We start from the raw sequence: 15881 nt of genomic DNA, 5'->3' as shown, positions 1-15881 counted from the left end.
TCTCGTCAGGCAGCTCTGGCCGCCACCTGCGGAACCTCTGCCGGCTTCTGCAGGTGATCCGCCCAAGTGATGATCTCGAAACGGCCGTCGTCGTGCTCGACGAGCGCAGTGCAGCTCTCGACCCAGTCGCCGCAATTCATGTAGCGGATGCCGTTCTCGTCGCGGATCACGGCGTAGTGGATGTGGCCGCAGATCACGCCGTCGGCGTCATGGCGCCGCGCCTCGGCTGCGAGCGCCTGCTCGAACGCCCCGATATAGTTGACGGCGTTCTTGACCTTCTGCTTGGCCCATTGCGACAGCGACCAGTAGGGCACTTTGAACATGCGACGGAAGAAGTTGACGAAGCGATTCATCTGGATCGCGAAGTCGTAGGCCTTGTCGCCGAGATGGGCGAGCCAGCGTGCGTTCTGCACAACGAGGTCGAATATGTCGCCGTGGATGACGAGATAGCGCTTGCCGTCCACGCCGGTGTGGACGGTGTTCTCGACGACGTCGATGCCGCCGAAATGCGTGCCGTAATAGTTGCGCAGGAACTCGTCGTGATTGCCCGGAATGTAGATGACCTTGGCGCCCTTGCGCGCCTTGCGCAGCAGCTTCTGGACGAGGTCGTTATGCGATTGCGGCCAGTGCCAGCTCGATTTCAGCGCCCAGCCATCGACGATGTCGCCTACAAGATAGATGGTGTCGGCATCATGATAGCGCAGGAAGTCCAGCAAAAGGTCGGCTTGCGAACCGCGGGCTCCGAGGTGAACGTCGGAGATGAACAACGTGCGAAAGCGCCGCTCCGGGCTCTCGTCACTCACATCGTAACTTCCCATGCGACAGCCTGTAACAATATCCCGTGACAGGGGGATGACGATTGAACCTTTGAGGCACCCTCAGATACGAATCAGACCTTGCCTCGCCCTCCCCGCGAATATCAGCCGCATGCGACAATCAGGCGACATGGCCGGGCGATGGCTCTTCGCAAAGCCCGAACCAGGGCGGTAGAAGACGTCCCACATCCGACACAGTGCAAGCCGAACCAGCGGCTATTTTCCAGAAGCAACCACGGCCCGAACAACAAGCGCGATACGTTCACCGCGCATGTTGGGCCTTATACGGCCCGAACGTTCGAGTTCGGCAAGCCCATGCAGCGCCGCCCAAAACGCCTCGGTTGCAACAGCCACATCGGCGCAAAACGGCGTCACCACTGCAGCAAGAGCTTCGAACCCGGCCCGCAGTTCCGGTCTGGTCTCGGCGGAGGCGAAGCGCAGATCTGTCGGAAGGATAAACATGGCTTGATAGAGCGCGGGATTATCGAGCGCGAAGGCGAGATAGGCCGTCGCGACATTCTTGACGGCGTTTCGTCCGGTCGATCCATTCGCTGAGTCGCGAAGAGCGGCTGCGATCTCCCGGAATCCTTCCAGCGCAACCGCACTAACGATCGCATCCCTGTTTTCGAAATGCGAGTAGAGCACGGGCTGGCTATGTTCGATCTCATCGGCGAGACGACGGATCGTCACGGCGCTCCATCCCTCGCGCTCGGCGATCACGCGCGCGGCCGCGATGATGCGGCGTTCACGCTCGGCACGCTGCCTATCCTTCCGTTCCGCGATCCCCACTTTCGAGCTCCCAGACCAAACGCCACCAACAATCTATGATCAACGCTTGACGATCTAGCAACGCTAGTTTAAATAAACTAGCATCGCTAGATTAACTTGGAATGATAGGAAGATTGTCATGCATGGGCTTCCGCTCGGAGCGGCGCTGCTCCTGGCTCTCGCGATTATCGGGATCGGCATCCTTTATCTCCTGAACCCAATGATAGCGATACGCAGTTTCGGCCTGCCGCTCCCTGAAGACAGCGCCAACATCGCCTGGTGGCTCCGGCTCAAGGGTGTTCGTGACATCGCGTCCGGATTGATCCTACTGGCGTTCATGGCGAGCAACTTCCCGCGCGGGGTCGGCATCGTCCTGCTTGTTGAAGCCATCATCCCCGTTGGCGATATGCTGCTCGTGCTTGCAGCCAAGGGCTCTGTACGCAGCGCTTTGGGCATTCACGGCCTCACGGCGGTCATCATGATTTTGGCGGCCATCCCCATGATGACGGATGTGCCCCTGACATGATCCATGTTGTTTCGCTCTGCCTGCTCGTTGCGGCACTCCTTGGCGCAGGCCTCTACAACGCCATCGGCACATCCGCGACGCAGGACAACTTCGCGCGATGGGGTTATCCGCGCTGGTGGAGCAGCCTCACCGGCGGACTGGAGATGGTAAGCGCCGCTCTGATTGCGGTCCCCGCCAGCCGCATCGTGGGCTTGGCACTAGGCGCGACCATCATCTTGGCTGCCATCTTGACCATCCTGCGCCATCGCGAATTTTCCCACCTCGTACCGCTTGGTGTCTTCGCCGCCTTGATTGCGCTTGCAGGGACATGTCTTGAGCACCAGCGTGCCAAACAGAATTCATGGCCGCTGACACGAGCAGGCCTGGCGTTCGCAGCGGCGTCAGTAGAACTTGTGGAAATGATGGATCGGCCCGTGGCCGTGCCCGACACTGAAGCGGTCGGCAGAAGCAATTGCCGCGCTGATCCAGCTCTTGGCATTGCGCACGGCCGTCTCGAGATCGTCGCCCTTGGCAAGGCCGGCCGCAACGGCCGAGGACAGCGAGCAGCCGGTGCCATGGGTGTTGCGCGTGGCGACGCGCGGCGCGGCGAGTACGATCGTGGTGTCGGCGCTGACGAGATAGTCGGTGCTCTCCGCACCCTCGCCGTGCCCGCCCTTGATCAGGACCGCGCGGCAGCCGAGCCCGAGCAGACGACGCCCCTGGCTTTCGATCTCGGCCTCGCTTCGCGCGACCGGCTCGTCGAGCAGTGCGGCGGCCTCAGGCAGATTGGGCGTGATCACGGTCGCCAGCCGCATCAGCTTCGTGCGCAAGGCTTCGACGGCGTCAGCGGCCAGCAGGCGGTCGCCTGATGTCGCGACCATCACCGGGTCGAGCACGATGTGCCGAGGCTTCCAGCGCGACAACGCCGCGGCGATCGCATCGATGCTGCCTGCCTGCGCCACCATGCCGATCTTGACCGCTCCGACCTCGAGATCGGAGAAGACCGCGTCAATCTGTGCGGTGACGAAATCGGCGGGCACCGCGTGAATGCCGGTGACGCCTCTGGTGTTCTGCGCCGTCAGCGCCGTGATCGCCGAGGCGCCAAAGACACCGAGCGCGGCAAAGGTCTTCAGGTCGGCCTGAATGCCGGCGCCGCCGCTCGAGTCGGAGCCGGCGATGGTGAGCGCAACGGGTGTGGTCATCGCAGGATACGCTTGCTTGGAGAAAACATGGTCATCACCGGTCCTGACATGGCTCATCCCTAGCGCGCTGGCGGAGCCCCAGCAAGCCGACGAATCAGGCGAGGCCGATGCTTCGCGGCATTGTCGTCCCCCAAGCGTGCATACCCTGCGAAAATAAGACCACGGCATCGCCCGGCCTTGGCGGCCAAGCGTGCGAATGACACGTTAGTCGGTGGATTCGTCCAGCGACTCAAAATTGCGGGCTCCGGCCTGCCCCTCTCGGGAACCAACCATGTGGGCCTATTTCGAACGTCTCCTCGACTCCTCGACGCTGTCACCGCACGGCATCTGCCTGCTGTGGGAGCCTGAGCTGATCTGGCTCCATGTCGTCTCGGACGCCTGCATCGCGGCGGCTTATTTCTCGATCCCGTTTGCGCTGGCGATTCTCGTCACCAAACGGCGCGACCTCCAGTTCGGGTGGGTCTATTGGGCGTTTGCGATCTTCATTACGGCGTGCGGTCTGACGCATCTGCTGTCGATCTACACGCTCTGGGTCCCGGTCTATGGCATCGAGGGCCTGGTCAAGGCGCTGACCGCTATTGCGTCGATCTTCACCGCGGCGGCACTGTGGCCGCTCCTGCCCAAGATCCTGACGATCCCCTCTCCGTTCGAGCTGGAAAAGGTCCAGGCCGCGCTCGAAGTGGAAGAGATCAAGCGCCGCGATGCGACACTGCTGCTCAAACAGGTCGGAGAGGCGCAGCGCGCGATGCGCGAAAGCGTGGCGCGCCTCACCGCAGTCGTCGAAACTGCGGTCGACGGCGTCATCCTGTTCGATGCGCAAGCCCGCATTCTCCTGTTCAATCCTGCCTGCGAACGGCTGTTCGGCTATCGCGCCGGCGAGGTCATGAATCTCGACATCGGCATGCTGATGTCCGACCAAGGGAAGCGTCTGCCCGCCGCCCATGCGCAGCGTTTCGCAACTGGGGAGACCACCGGCCTGCGCAAGGACGGGTCACACTTTCCGATGGATCTGTCGGTCGGCCAGGCGTGGCAGGACGGCGAGCTGATCTATGTGGGCATCGTCCACGATCTCACCGCGCGCAAGCTGACCGAGCAGCAGCTCCAGCAAGCGCAGAAGATGGAGACGGTCGGCCAGCTCTCCGGCGGGATCGCGCATGACTTCAACAACCTCCTGACCGTCATTATCGGTAATGCCGAGCACCTCAGCGAGCAACTCAAGGGCCGGCCCGATCTGCGGCAATTCGCCGACGACATCTGCCAGTCCGGTGAACGCGGCGCGGAGCTCACGCAGCGGCTGCTCGCCTTCAGCCGTCGCCAGCTGCTACGGCCGCAGACGATCGATTGCCGCGAGCTGATCTTGTCGATGCTCAAGCTGTTCAAGCGCACCCTGCGCGAGAACATCGAGATCAGCACCGCCTTCGGGCCCGGCACGATCCAGGCCTTTGCCGACCGCTCCCAGCTCGAATCCGCCGTGCTGAATCTGGCGCTGAACGCGCAGGATGCCATGCCGTCAGGTGGACATCTGACGCTGAGCACGGAGCTCGCCGCGGTCGACGACGACTATCGTGCGCTGCACCCGGAAATGGCGTCCGGCGCCTATGCGCTGATTTCCATCACCGATGACGGCGAAGGCATGACGCCCGAAGTGATCGAGCACGCCTTCGAGCCGTTCTTCACCACCAAGGAGGTCGGCAAGGGTTCAGGGCTCGGCCTGAGCATGGTCTATGGCTTCGCAAAGCAATCCGACGGCCATGTCTCGATCTATAGCGAACAGGGCCTGGGCACGACGATCCGGATCTACCTGCCGTGCGCCGGCGGACAATTGCTGACCGACGCGACGGACAACGAAGACGCCGCGCCGCGCGGCCATGAGACCATCCTGATCGCGGAGGACGATCCGTTCGTGCGCTCCTCGGTGATCCTTCGGGTGGAGGCGCTCGGCTATCGCGTCGTCGCGGCCGTCAATGGCAAGGAGGCCTTGCAGCGGCTGCGCGCCGACCCCGGCATCGACATGCTGTTCACCGATATCGTGATGCCCGGCGGCATGAGCGGCTGGGAGCTCGCCGACCAGGCCCGGCGCATTCGACCGGGACTGCCGGTGCTGTTCACCTCGGGCTATGCGCTGGAGACCTTGGTCGAGCAAGGCCGCGCGCAGGCGCAGGCGGTTGTCCTGACCAAGCCCTACCGCAAGGCCGAACTCGCTCAGCGACTCAGGGACGCCTTTTCCGCCGCGGCGGTGATTTCAGGGCCCTGACCGGCATCTGGCGGTCGGCGAGTCCGCTTGCTAAATCGGGGCGGTTTTGGCCTATTAGCCGGCGAGATATGCCTTCGGAGTGACTGCAATGGTTCCTTTCTTCGTCCAGATCAAATGCAAGCTCGGCCAGTCCTATACGGTCGCCAATGCGCTTGCCGAAGCCGAGATCGCCTCCGAGATCTATTCCACCGCCGGCCAATACGACTTGCTGGTCAAGTTCTATGTCGACAACGACACCGACATCGGCCACTTCGTCAACGAGAAGGTGCAGGTGCTGCCGGGCATCCAGGACACCCTCACCATCATAACCTTCAAGGCGTTCGGCACGAGCTAGCGGCGTGTCGATTGAAATGGACCCGCTCTAGCCGCCACCCTCTTTACGCTTGGGCGGCGTCGGACCATCGATCGGCGGCAACGACTTCAGGTACGCGGCCATCGCCGCGCGATCCTCTGATGTCAACAGCGCGAGGTTCTTGATCACCGGCCGCATCGAGCGCGATGCGCTGTCGCCCTCGGGCATGTCGCCGGTCTCAAGGAAGTCGGCGATATCCTTCTCGCTCCAGCTGCCCAAGCCCTTCTGCGTGATGTTCGGCACCCAGCCCTCGCCTTCGGGATTGGGGCCCCCCGCGAAGCGCTCGCCGCGAATGACGCCACCGAGGGTGTTGCGCGGGCTGTGGCACTCGGCACAATGGCCAAAGCCGTTGACGAGATAGGCGCCGCGATTCCATTGCGCTGAGCGCGTCGCATCCGGCATGAACGGCCTGACGTCCATGAACAGCAATTTCCAGATGCCGACATTGCGGCGGATGTTGAAGGGAAACGGCAGGTCGTGATCGCGCACCCGCCCCGACACCGGCGGCAATGTCTTCAGGTAGGCAAAGAGATCGCGGACATCGTCGACCTTGGCGATGTGGTAGGACGTGTAGGGAAACGCCGGGAAGTAGTGCGTGCCCTCGGGCGAGATGCCGCGCATCACCGCGTTGACGAAATCGGCCTCGCTCCAGCGGCCGATGCCGTCGGTGATATCAGGCGAAATGTTCGGCGCATAGAACGTGCCGAACGGCGAGCCGAGCGCGAGACCACCGCCGAGCCGCAAACGATCCGGCTGGTTGGGCACTGCATGGCAGGACGAGCAGCCGCCGGCATTGAACAGCTCCTGCCCGTTGGCGAGATCAGGCCCGCGCGTCGGAGCCGGCAAGGCCAAAGCGGTCGGCGCGGTCAGCCACCAGTAGGCGGCAAGGGCTGCGACACCGACAATCAAAATGACACAAATTGTTCGTCGCAGCATTGAGGATCCCATCGCGCCCGAGCGAATTTACGGATCATCCCGCCGCCGCTCCAGCCACGAATAATTTAGATGGTTTGATCGGAATCCGGGAATAAAGTCGGAACCGCACTGTTTGCAAGTTGACCGTAATCGGGCGTCAACAGGAGAGACCCATGAACAAAGCGCTTTTTGCCACGCTGGCACTCGGAGCCGCCGTCGCATTCGCAGGCTCGGCCAGCGCGGAGAAATTGAAGGCGACGCTGGACGGCAAGTCCGAAGTCCCTGCCACCACCAGCAGCGGCACCGGCAAGGCCGATCTCGACTATGACGCCGCCACCAAGAAGCTCTCCTGGAAGGTGACCTATTCCGGACTCACCGGCGCCGCCACCGCCGCCCATTTCCACGGCCCGGCTGAGGCCGGCAAGAATGCCGGCGTGATGGTCCCGATCCCGGGCATCGCCAGCAGCCCGGTCGAAGGCAGTGCGACGCTCACCGACGCGCAGGCCTCCGATCTCCTCGCCGGCAAGCTCTACGTCAACATTCACACCGCGGCCAACCCGGGCGGCGAAATCCGTGGCCAGGTGACGAAGTAAGTTTTAGAGCGACTTTTCGCGAAGGCCGGACGCGCGAAGCGTCCGGCCTTTTCGATTCCGGGCGGGCTCTTCCCGCAGCCGAATGGAACCAACGGGCACGAGGCAAGATTTTCCATTGGCGCGGCGTTCAAGCTGCACTCAGCGCGTGCTCGAGATCCGCGATCAGGTCCGACGGGTTTTCAATGCCGATCGACAGCCGAATGGTGCAATCGAGCACGCCAATCTTGCGGCGGATGTCGGCCGGGACGCCGGAATGGGTCATCGTCGCCGGCAGGCTCGCCAGCGATTCCGTTCCGCCAAGGCTGACCGCGAGCTTGAAGATCTGCAAGCCGTTGAGAAACGCCTCCGCCGCCGCCTGACCGCCGGCAATGTCGAACGAGAACGTCGATCCCGCCCCCAGGCATTGCCGCGCGAACACGCGCCCGGCTGGCGACGTCTCCGCATGATGGCCGAGATAGTGGACCTTGGCGACCTTGGCATGGTCGCGCAAGAAGTCCGCGACGAGGCGCGCGTTGCTGTTGGCCTTCTCCATGCGCAGGCTCAAGGTTTCCAGCGAGCGGTTGATCATCCAGCAGGAATGCGGATCGAGCTGGGTGCCGATGGCGCCGCGCAGCGCCTTGATGCCCTTCATCACCGCCCTGGTGCCGAGCGCGGCGCCCGCAATCAGGTCGGAGTGACCTCCGACATATTTGGTCAGCGAGTACAGCGAGATGTCGGCGCCGTGCTCGATCGGCCGCTGAAACACCGGGCCGAGGAGCGTATTGTCGCATGCGATGATCGGCGTGTGGCCCTGGGCCTTGCCGATGACGTCGGCAACGCGGCGCATCAGCGCGATGTCGACCAGGCCATTGGTCGGGTTGGCCGGAGTCTCCACCAGGATCATCGAAACCCGGCCCCTGCGCATCGCCTCTTCGGCAGCCTGGTTGACGACGGCTTCGTCAACGCCATCGGCAAAGCCGACCGCGCCGATCGAGAAACGCGACAGCGTGTTCGTCAGCAGCGTCTCGGTGCCGCCATAGAGCGGTTGTGAATGGAGGATGACGTCGCCGGGACGAACGAAAGCGAGAATCGTCGTCGAGATAGCCGCCATGCCGGATGCGAACAGCGCGCAGCTTTCGGTACGCTCGTAGATGGCGAGCCTGTCCTCGACGATCTCGCTGTTGGGGTGGTTGAAGCGCGAATAGACCAGGCCCGCGCCCATGCCTTCCGGCGGCTCGCGCCGGCCTGCGACGTAATCGAAAAAGTCCTGCCCGTCCTCGGCCGTCTTGAACACGAAGGTCGAAGTCAAGAACACCGGCGGCTTGATGGCGCCTTCCGACAGCTGCGGATCGTAGCCATAGGTCAGCATCAGCGTTTCCGGATGCAGCATATGGTTGCCGATATGGGTTTTCGACGGGAACGGTTTTGCCATGGCCTGTCTCGCTGTTGACTGAGATCCCCGCCGCGCGTCGGAACTCCTGACAGCGTGAGGCATCAACGCCGCGGCGGCGCGAGCAAACATAGTCGTTCTGACGGCAATCCGTCAGGGCGTGGGAGGAGAATTGATCGTGGTCATCTCCGAATCATGAGTCCCGTAGCCCGGATGGAGCGGAAGCGTCATCCGGGAACAGTCTCACCGCCTCAACAGCGCACTCGGATTTCGCTTCGCTCCATCCGGGCTACATGTGGACGAGCCGCAGCCTTACTTCAGCTTCAGCCGGTACGTCTCGTGGCAATCGTTGCAGCGGTCATTGATCGAGGTGTAGGCCGCCTTGAGGCTGGCGACATTGTGGATTTTGCCTTTGACATCGGCGATCGCCTTTTGCACCGGCGGGATCTTCGAATCGAAATCAGCCTTCTGCTGCCACACTTTCGGTGACGAGCCGTAGGTCGCGTTCACCACGTCCTGCTTCGGATTGGTCTCGAACGTCTTGGCGATCTTGGCTACGTCCGCATCCAGATTGGCGATTGCCTCGTCGACGGCCTTCTGGTTGTAGGGAATGTCGCCCTTCGTCATCTTCAGCATGACGGTGTAGAGGCTCTTGGCCTGCGAGCGCATCAGATTGTCCTGCTGGACGGCAATCTCCTGCTGCGCCATGACGGCGCCCGCACCCAGCACCAAGGTGCCCGCAACAATCAACGTACGTTTCATCGGCTTTCTCTCCGCTCGCAAGTCGGTTTGGGGATGACCATTGAGGTTAGAACCCGGCCGCGGGCAGTTAATTCCCGCGGGCCGGACGACCGCCTTACAGGCTATGGCGGCGACGATGCTCGTTGATCGCGATCCACACCCGCTCCGGCGTTGCCGGCATGTCGATGTGGTCGATCTTGTATTCGCGCCAGAGCCCGTCGACGATGGCGTTGACCACCGCCGGACAGGAGCCGATCGCACCGGCTTCGCCCGCCCCCTTCACGCCCATCGGATTGGTCGTGCAGGGAATGTTGTTGGTCTCGAACACGAAGGAAGGACCGTCGGCCGCGCGCGGCAGCGCGTAGTCCATGAAGGTCGCGGTGATGAGCTGGCCGTCGCCCGCGCCATAGACCACCTGCTCCATCAGCGCCTGGCCGATGCCCTGCATGGCGCCGCCATGCACCTGGCCCGCCAAAAGCAGCGGATTGAGTGTCTTGCCGAAATCATCGACGATCACATAGTTGACGATCTTGATGATGCCGGTGGCCGGATCGATTTCGACCTCTGCGACATGTGTGCCATTGGGATAGGTACCGTCGGCGCTGGCAAAGGTCGCGCTCGCGTTCAGCTTGGACGGATCCGCGCCGGGTCGCTTGGCGAGATCGGCGAACGAGATCGAGCGGTCGGTGCCGGCGATGCGTACGATGCCGTCGGTGATCTCGAGGTCACCAGCGCTCGCTTCCAGCGCCTGTGCCGCGATCTCCTTCAGCTTCTGGCCGAGTTCGCGCGTAGCACGTTCGACGCTGACGCCGCCCGAGGGGATCGAGGCCGAGCCGCCGGTGCCGAGGCCCGTGGCGATCATGGCGGTGTCGCCCTGGTGAACGTGGACGCGCTCCGGCGCAACACCGAACTGCTCCGCGACGATCTGCGCATAGGCGGTCTGGTGGCCCTGCCCGCTCGACTGCGTGCCGATCAGGACGGTGATGTCGCCATTGGGGTCCATCCGTACATTGGCGGTCTCCTCGCCCATGGTGCCGCAGACCTCGACATAGCTCGCCAGCCCGATGCCACGGATCAGCCCGTTCTTCTTGGCCGCCTTGGCGCGCTTTGAAAACTCCTTCCAGTCGCCGATCTCCATCGCACGCTTGAGATGCGCGGCGAAATCGCCGGAATCGTAGATCTTGCCGGTGGCAGTCTTGTAGGGCAGCGCCTTCGGCTGGATGAAATTCTTGCGGCGGATCGCGTCCGGCGTCATGTCGAGCTTGCGCGCACAGGCATCGACCAGGCGCTCGATCACATAGGCGGCCTCAGGCCGGCCCGCGCCGCGATAGGCATCGACAGGCACGCTGTTGGTGAAGATCGTGCGTACCCGGCAATGGAAGGCCTGGATGTCATACAGGCCCGGCAGCATGCCGGCGCCACCATGCGGGATATAGGGTCCGAAGGTCGACAGATACGCGCCCATGTCGCCCATCAGGTCGCAATCCATCGCGAGGAACTTGCCGTCCTCGGCCAGCGCCATCTTCGCGGTGGTGACGTTGTCGCGGCCCTGCGCATCGCCCACGAAATGTTCGGTACGGTCAGCCGCCCATTTCACAGCCTTCTTCAGCTTTCGCGCGGCAACTGCCAACAGGGCGTATTCCCGGTAGGGAAACAGTTTTGTGCCGAAACCGCCGCCCACGTCGGGGCAGATCACCCGCATCCTGTCAGTCGGGATGTTGAGCACGTTCTGGCAGAGGATATCGCGCAGCCGATGGCTGCCCTGGCTGCCGACAGTCAGCGTCAAATGATCGTTCTTGGCGTCGTACTCGCAGACGGCCGCGCGCGCTTCCATGAAGCTCGCGACCACGCGCGGATTGACGATGGAGATTTCGGCCACCGCGTGTGCCTTGGCGAACGCAGCTTCGGTCGCCGCCTTTTCGCCGATGGAGACGTCGAACAGGACGTTGCCGGCCTTATCCGGCCAGACCTGCGGCGCGCCCTTCTTGACGGCGTTGACGACGCCGGTCACCGAGGGCAGCGGGCTCCATTTGACGTCGATGGCCTCGATCGCATCACGGGCCTGGTCGATGGTCTCGGCGACGACGAAGGCGACGGAATCGCCGACATGCCGCACCTCGTCCTTGGCCAGGATCGGGTAAGGGGGGCCGGTGAACGGATCGGTCTCGAGATTGAACAGGCAGGGCAGATGGCCGAGATCTCCGACCTCGGCCGCGGTCAGGATCAACGCAACGCCAGGAAGAGTGCGGGCGCGGCTGGCATCGATGGTGAATTTGGCATGCGCATGCGGCGAGCGCAGCATCAGGCAGCGCAGCGCGGCTTGCGGCGCATAATCATCGGTATAGCGGCCCTTGCCGCGGATGAGCGCGTCATCCTCTTTGCGCAGCACGCTTTGGCCAACGCCGAACTTGATGGGAGCCGCCATTTTTCTTATCCCGTCCTATGGTTGTTTTGCCGGCATATTGCCGTGGAAAAAGTGGCAGTGCAAACGGGATTAGGCAGGCCAGGCCCGCGAAAAATTGCCTCGTGCTTGGCCCGTCAGAGCGAGATCGGACGGAAGGGCCGCAGCGCGGTCATTTCCCTGAGAAGGTCGATGATCTCCAGGGCGTCTTGGATGGGCTCTGCCCCGGCCAATTGGCCGACGGCAGAACTGCTGCCGAACTCGCGCCGCAGCGCACGCCTGAGAACAAGCGGCCGTAACGACCGCCATTTGCTCTCAGAGCGCATGCCCGCTTCTTGCACTTGATCATTTACATCCCTCCACGGCTCCAGAGATACCGCGTGCTGTCTCTCAGGTTATCGAGGGCGCGCTGAGGCGTGAGATGGTCGATCTCGCCGCGCGTCAGGCCTATGTCCATCAGCTCCCTGTCGCTCAGATCCTGCAAGTTGAGCCGGGGATTCCTGCGCCGCTGCCGGGCCGCAAGCCAGGCTCGCCTGAGAAGATCGAGGACGCCTGGCGCCGTCGGCCCGGCAGCATCCTTGTCCGGCGAAGCGCCATCCAACGCCGCGGCGGACGCCTTGAGGCGCGCGGCCAAAGCCCGGTCGACCGCGTTCTTCGCCGACATGATCGAGAGGCTGAGGCCGCGCCTTGCGGCATCGCCCTCAATCCCGGGCGAGATGTTCGATATTTGTGGTGGCATCGTACGCTCCTGCTGTTGTGCCGGCAGCGAGCGTGGCCAAACAAAAGGCCCCGTCCGACGCCGGCGGGGCCTTTGTGAAAAGATGTCGTCGACGAAATGCTAGCGCACGACTCCTTCCACGGCCCAGCCGAAGCGGGTCATGTGGTTGAAGTTGACTTTGCGCGAGCATTTAATCATGGGCGGCTGATACCACGACGGCCTTGCAAAATCAAGAGATGTGCGGAGGCCGGCTGCACCCTGGGCGCGAGCCCGCACCAGCGGCATTAGTCCTGCGAGGCTGGACCGCACTGTTGCTTGCTGGGGAGGGTCGGCATTATGCTCGTCGTGAAGGCCGCGAAACATCAGTCTAGTTCGGGTGCCTCATGATTAGAACAGTGATTGGCGCTTTGATACTTCTTGGCAGCCTTGTCATCGCTGCCGAAGCGGAAAACTGCGGGCAATATCCGCCAGGGCATTTCCGCTTTCAGTGCAAGGCGGAGAAACATCCGGAAATTGTCGAGAAAAAGGAAACGTGTCGCGACGAAGCCAGTGCGATGGGTCTCTACAAAGCCAAGAAAGACCCGGCACGTAAGGAATACGTCCAGGCCTGCATGCACCGTCAATAGACTGATCCGGGAGCTAGCAGCCTTGGGCTAGTTTCGGCCTTTCAAGAGCCGAACTGCGGCCTCCGGCGGCCAGCAGCATCAGCGTCACTTCATCTCGGCATCGCGCCCAATCCAGAACCGCCAAAGCGTGCGATCCGCCATTCCGCCCGATCGGATATCGCCTCCTGGCCGGCACGATGGGACGGCCACAAACTCTCCAGAGGAATGCTCAAGGGACCGTCTTAGCGTGCCCTCCAAGAGCAAGACTGGACGCCTTCAGACTCTTCTCGGCAGCATTGAAGATGCGCATCGCTTCGGTGACATACTTCGTCCGGTTGCGCGCGCGTTCTTCCGACAGCAGATAGAAATTGCCGTGACGCACGACTACGCCGATCCTCGTGAACTCGTTGAGCTTGCGAATGACTGTCGAGCGCGGCAGGCCCACGTAATGCGAGATTTTCGTTGCATTCATGGGTTTATTCTCTGCATGGCCCACCATGATTGCAGAGCCGATCAGCAGGAGCGAGTGATCAGCGGGATCCTTGCCGAATACAGAGTCGACCATCACGCGCGTGAGCTCAATGTACGCCTTTGCCAGTGCGAGCCGCTCAAAACGATGCATTATCGGGTACGCCGCAAGCATATGACCCTCCTTCGATTGGTGTCGCCTCAAGACCGACGTCCGCGGCTTCGGCTTTATGCGGCGACCTCAGCGCAATGAGATAAGTGTCCAGAATGGACGCTGCATAAGGTCTTGGTCAGAGGTTACCACAGATTGTGATGCAGGCTCCCCTCATCGGGCGCGTCAATCCGGACTGTCGTCATCCAAAGCGCCCGAGCGCATAAATCGCGGAGTGCCCATGTTCAACAAGTTCTCAATCCGTTCAAAAATCATCTCGATCGTCTCCCTCCTGCTCCTCGGCATGGTTGCTTTGGGGCTGCTTGCCGGTCAGAGCATGCGGGTCCTGCACGCCAATGCTCACAACATTTCGGCCCACTGGCTACCGAGCGTGAAAGTGCTGGGCGAATTGCATGCCGGTACAATTACATACCGCGCGACGCTCCGCGCGCATCTCCTTGCTGAAACGGTCGACGAGAAAGCCGCAGTCGAGAAGGCGCTCGAAAAGGTCGTCGAAAACAACATCGCAATTGGCAAATCCTACCAGGCCATGATCACCTCTCCCGAGGAACGCGCGCTGTACGAAGACTGGTCGAAGAATTGGCAGGACTACAAGGATATCGCGATCAAAGTGATGGCGCTGTCACGCAAGGAAGCCGGCAAGCTCCCGCGCGAAGCCCTCGAGTTGAACAAACAGGCCGTCAAGATTGGCAACGAGTCCGACGATATCCTGCGGAAGGATATTGGTTTCAATAACAGGGGGGCGGAAAGCGAGACCGCGCTGGCGTCCGAGACCTATTCCTCGGCGTTGACGACCCTCGCCATCATCGTCGTGATCGCGATCATTCTGGGCGTCGGCTTCAGTTTTTACGTCGTCCGCGACATCTCGACGGCGATCGCTTCCATCATCCATCCGATGCAGGCCCTCGGCCAGGGCGATCTCGCCGCCGAAGTGCCTCATCAGGGCGACCGGACCGAAATCGGCGCGATGGCTGGGGCCCTGCAGGTATTCAAGGAGGCCTTAATCGCCAAAAGAATTGCCGACGAAGCCGCCGCGAGTGACGCCGAAGCCAAGATTGAGCGCGGCCGACGGGTTGACGGCATCACTCGTGAATTCGAACAGATGATCGGCGAGATCGTCAACAACGTCTCCTCTGCCTCGACCCAGCTCGAAGCTTCCGCCGGCACGCTCTCCAGCACCGCCAAGCGGTCGAAGGAGCTGTCCACCACCGTTGCCGCCGCTTCCGAAGAGGCTTCGGCCAACGTGCAGTCGGTCGCCTCCTCAACCGAGGAATTATCTTGCTCAATCAACGAGATCAGCCACCAGGTACAAGAATCGGCGCGAATGGCAAGCGCGGCGGTGGCCCAGGCGCGCGCCACCAGCGGTCGCGTCAGCGAGCTCTCCAATGCTGCGACGCGCATAGGCGACGTCATCGAGCTGATCAACACGATCGCCGGCCAGACCAATCTGCTCGCGCTCAACGCCACGATCGAAGCGGCTCGCGCCGGTGACGCGGGACGCGGTTTTGCCGTGGTTGCCTCCGAAGTGAAGGCGCTGGCGGAGCAGACTGCCAAGGCAACCGGCGAGATCGGCACGCAGATCAATGGTATTCAGGGGGCAACGCAGGAGTCTGTCAACGCCATCAGGGAAATCTCGGACACGATCGACAAGTTGTCCGAAATCGTCTCAGCGATCGCTGCGGCAGTCGAAGAACAAGGCGCAGCAACGCAAGAAATCTCCCGCAACGTGCAGCAGGCCGCCCAAGGCACCCAGCAGGTCTCGTCGAGCATCACCGATGTGCAGCATGGCGCGACCGAAACCGGTTCGGCTTCCTCACAGGTTCTTTCGGCGGCGCAGACGCTTTCCTCCGACTCCGGCCGCCTCAAGAGCGAGGTATCGAAATTCCTCACCGGCGTACGAGCCGCCTGACGCAGGTCCAAGCAACAGCGATTGACCGGCAGCGATCGCGCTACAACATGAGCGTCCAGACTGGACGCTCATCCCCGAGACCGTCATGAGGCTC

Annotated in this window: 16 protein-coding genes and 1 pseudogene; 7 read left to right on the top strand and 10 right to left on the bottom strand. The window is 62.4% G+C overall.

Translation table 11 applies throughout. The features are described 5' to 3' along the window. Nucleotides 1-5: 5 nt before the first annotated feature. Both JQ631_RS30415 and JQ631_RS30410 read right to left on the bottom strand, forming a co-directional pair. Nucleotides 6-818 carry a UDP-2,3-diacylglucosamine diphosphatase gene (locus JQ631_RS30415; protein WP_212333256.1) on the bottom strand — a complete coding sequence of 271 codons (813 nt, stop codon included), beginning with the start codon at nucleotides 816-818 and terminating at the stop codon, nucleotides 6-8. 213 nt (nucleotides 819-1031) lie between these two features. Then, on the bottom strand, nucleotides 1032-1604 hold the full coding sequence (locus tag JQ631_RS30410; protein WP_212333255.1) for a TetR/AcrR family transcriptional regulator: 573 nt from the start codon (nucleotides 1602-1604) through the stop codon (nucleotides 1032-1034). A 118-nt stretch (nucleotides 1605-1722) separates the two neighbouring features. Between JQ631_RS30410 and JQ631_RS30405 the strand changes: the two genes are divergently transcribed. Together JQ631_RS30405 and JQ631_RS30400 are read left to right on the top strand one after the other, a co-directional pair. Then, entirely contained in the window at nucleotides 1723-2109 is a 387-nt protein-coding gene (locus JQ631_RS30405; RefSeq protein ID WP_212333254.1) for a DUF4267 domain-containing protein, read from the top strand. After that, a pseudogene (locus JQ631_RS30400) lies at nucleotides 2106-2411 on the top strand (DoxX family protein); the annotation flags it as partial. The gene JQ631_RS30405 and the pseudogene JQ631_RS30400, both read left to right, overlap by 4 nt. Before the next feature lie 78 nt (nucleotides 2412-2489). On the opposite strand, the gene thiD reads toward JQ631_RS30400, so the two are convergent. Beyond that, nucleotides 2490-3290 carry a bifunctional hydroxymethylpyrimidine kinase/phosphomethylpyrimidine kinase gene (thiD, locus tag JQ631_RS30395; RefSeq protein WP_212333253.1) on the bottom strand — a complete coding sequence of 267 codons (801 nt, stop codon included), beginning with the start codon at nucleotides 3288-3290 and terminating at the stop codon, nucleotides 2490-2492. A gap of 271 nt (nucleotides 3291-3561) precedes the next feature. Here thiD and JQ631_RS30390 point away from each other — a divergent pair, with 271 nt between their 5' ends. Then, entirely contained in the window at nucleotides 3562-5544 is a 1983-nt protein-coding gene (locus JQ631_RS30390; protein ID WP_212333252.1) for a hybrid sensor histidine kinase/response regulator, read from the top strand. Between the two features lie 88 nt (nucleotides 5545-5632). Further along, nucleotides 5633-5878 carry an Lrp/AsnC ligand binding domain-containing protein gene (locus JQ631_RS30385; protein WP_212333251.1) on the top strand — a complete coding sequence of 82 codons (246 nt, stop codon included), beginning with the start codon at nucleotides 5633-5635 and terminating at the stop codon, nucleotides 5876-5878. Between the two features lie 27 nt (nucleotides 5879-5905). Here JQ631_RS30385 and JQ631_RS30380 read toward each other — a convergent pair whose 3' ends face one another. Continuing rightward, nucleotides 5906-6832, bottom strand: coding sequence for a c-type cytochrome (locus tag JQ631_RS30380; RefSeq protein WP_212333249.1), 927 nt, complete (start codon nucleotides 6830-6832; stop codon nucleotides 5906-5908). A gap of 152 nt (nucleotides 6833-6984) precedes the next feature. Between JQ631_RS30380 and JQ631_RS30375 the strand changes: the two genes are divergently transcribed. Continuing rightward, nucleotides 6985-7404 carry a CHRD domain-containing protein gene (locus JQ631_RS30375; RefSeq protein ID WP_212333247.1) on the top strand — a complete coding sequence of 140 codons (420 nt, stop codon included), beginning with the start codon at nucleotides 6985-6987 and terminating at the stop codon, nucleotides 7402-7404. A 127-nt stretch (nucleotides 7405-7531) separates the two neighbouring features. On the opposite strand, the gene JQ631_RS30370 is transcribed toward JQ631_RS30375, so the two are convergent. From JQ631_RS30370 to JQ631_RS30350, 5 genes are all read right to left on the bottom strand, one after another. Beyond that, complete coding sequence (locus JQ631_RS30370; RefSeq protein ID WP_212333245.1) at nucleotides 7532-8815, bottom strand: cystathionine gamma-synthase family protein; 1284 nt, start codon at nucleotides 8813-8815, stop codon at nucleotides 7532-7534. Nucleotides 8816-9085: 270 nt separating this feature from the next. Continuing rightward, on the bottom strand, nucleotides 9086-9535 hold the full coding sequence (locus JQ631_RS30365) for a cytochrome c (protein ID WP_212333243.1): 450 nt from the start codon (nucleotides 9533-9535) through the stop codon (nucleotides 9086-9088). Between the two features lie 94 nt (nucleotides 9536-9629). After that, entirely contained in the window at nucleotides 9630-11939 is a 2310-nt protein-coding gene (locus tag JQ631_RS30360; RefSeq protein WP_212333241.1) for a xanthine dehydrogenase family protein molybdopterin-binding subunit, read from the bottom strand. Between the two features lie 113 nt (nucleotides 11940-12052). Next, complete coding sequence (locus tag JQ631_RS30355; protein WP_212333239.1) at nucleotides 12053-12241, bottom strand: hypothetical protein; 189 nt, start codon at nucleotides 12239-12241, stop codon at nucleotides 12053-12055. A gap of 23 nt (nucleotides 12242-12264) precedes the next feature. Next, the gene (locus tag JQ631_RS30350; RefSeq protein ID WP_212333236.1) at nucleotides 12265-12654 is read right to left on the bottom strand and encodes a DUF1127 domain-containing protein; all 390 of its coding nucleotides are present in this window, start codon (nucleotides 12652-12654) and stop codon (nucleotides 12265-12267) included. Between the two features lie 362 nt (nucleotides 12655-13016). Between JQ631_RS30350 and JQ631_RS30345 the strand changes: the two genes are divergently transcribed. Next, nucleotides 13017-13259: a hypothetical protein gene (locus JQ631_RS30345; RefSeq protein WP_212333235.1), complete on the top strand. Its 243-nt coding sequence runs from the start codon at nucleotides 13017-13019 to the stop codon at nucleotides 13257-13259. Between the two features lie 208 nt (nucleotides 13260-13467). On the opposite strand, the gene JQ631_RS30340 is transcribed toward JQ631_RS30345, so the two are convergent. Continuing rightward, nucleotides 13468-13881 (bottom strand): helix-turn-helix domain-containing protein, encoded by a 414-nt coding sequence (locus JQ631_RS30340; RefSeq protein WP_212333233.1) that lies wholly within the window; start codon nucleotides 13879-13881, stop codon nucleotides 13468-13470. Nucleotides 13882-14098: 217 nt separating this feature from the next. Between JQ631_RS30340 and JQ631_RS30335 the strand changes: the two genes are divergently transcribed. Then, complete coding sequence (locus JQ631_RS30335) at nucleotides 14099-15787, top strand: methyl-accepting chemotaxis protein (protein WP_212333232.1); 1689 nt, start codon at nucleotides 14099-14101, stop codon at nucleotides 15785-15787. Nucleotides 15788-15881: the final 94 nt, after the last annotated feature.

Origin of the sequence: Bradyrhizobium manausense, from assembly GCF_018131105.1 — a bacterium.
Lineage (GTDB): Bacteria > Pseudomonadota > Alphaproteobacteria > Rhizobiales > Xanthobacteraceae > Bradyrhizobium > Bradyrhizobium manausense_B.
Note: the sequence above shows the minus strand (reverse complement) of the source record. Positions and strands in the feature narration are given on the sequence as shown.

Excerpts from the sequence above, each read along its gene's own strand:
- JQ631_RS30375 (WP_212333247.1), top strand. The coding sequence starts at position 6,985 with ATGAACAAAGCGCTTTTTGCCACGCTGGCACTCGGAGCCGCCGTCGCA.
- JQ631_RS30405 (WP_212333254.1), top strand. The coding sequence starts at position 1,723 with ATGCATGGGCTTCCGCTCGGAGCGGCGCTGCTCCTGGCTCTCGCGATT.
- JQ631_RS30365 (WP_212333243.1), bottom strand. The coding sequence starts at position 9,535 with ATGAAACGTACGTTGATTGTTGCGGGCACCTTGGTGCTGGGTGCGGGC.
- JQ631_RS30360 (WP_212333241.1), bottom strand. The coding sequence starts at position 11,939 with ATGGCGGCTCCCATCAAGTTCGGCGTTGGCCAAAGCGTGCTGCGCAAA.
- JQ631_RS30350 (WP_212333236.1), bottom strand. The coding sequence starts at position 12,654 with ATGCCACCACAAATATCGAACATCTCGCCCGGGATTGAGGGCGATGCC.
- JQ631_RS30385 (WP_212333251.1), top strand. The coding sequence starts at position 5,633 with ATGGTTCCTTTCTTCGTCCAGATCAAATGCAAGCTCGGCCAGTCCTAT.
- JQ631_RS30390 (WP_212333252.1), top strand. The coding sequence starts at position 3,562 with ATGTGGGCCTATTTCGAACGTCTCCTCGACTCCTCGACGCTGTCACCG.
- JQ631_RS30380 (WP_212333249.1), bottom strand. The coding sequence starts at position 6,832 with ATGCTGCGACGAACAATTTGTGTCATTTTGATTGTCGGTGTCGCAGCC.
- JQ631_RS30370 (WP_212333245.1), bottom strand. The coding sequence starts at position 8,815 with ATGGCAAAACCGTTCCCGTCGAAAACCCATATCGGCAACCATATGCTG.
- JQ631_RS30355 (WP_212333239.1), bottom strand. The coding sequence starts at position 12,241 with ATGCGCTCTGAGAGCAAATGGCGGTCGTTACGGCCGCTTGTTCTCAGG.
- JQ631_RS30345 (WP_212333235.1), top strand. The coding sequence starts at position 13,017 with ATGATTAGAACAGTGATTGGCGCTTTGATACTTCTTGGCAGCCTTGTC.
- JQ631_RS30340 (WP_212333233.1), bottom strand. The coding sequence starts at position 13,881 with ATGCTTGCGGCGTACCCGATAATGCATCGTTTTGAGCGGCTCGCACTG.
- JQ631_RS30415 (WP_212333256.1), bottom strand. The coding sequence starts at position 818 with ATGGGAAGTTACGATGTGAGTGACGAGAGCCCGGAGCGGCGCTTTCGC.
- thiD (WP_212333253.1), bottom strand. The coding sequence starts at position 3,290 with ATGACCACACCCGTTGCGCTCACCATCGCCGGCTCCGACTCGAGCGGC.
- JQ631_RS30335 (WP_212333232.1), top strand. The coding sequence starts at position 14,099 with ATGTTCAACAAGTTCTCAATCCGTTCAAAAATCATCTCGATCGTCTCC.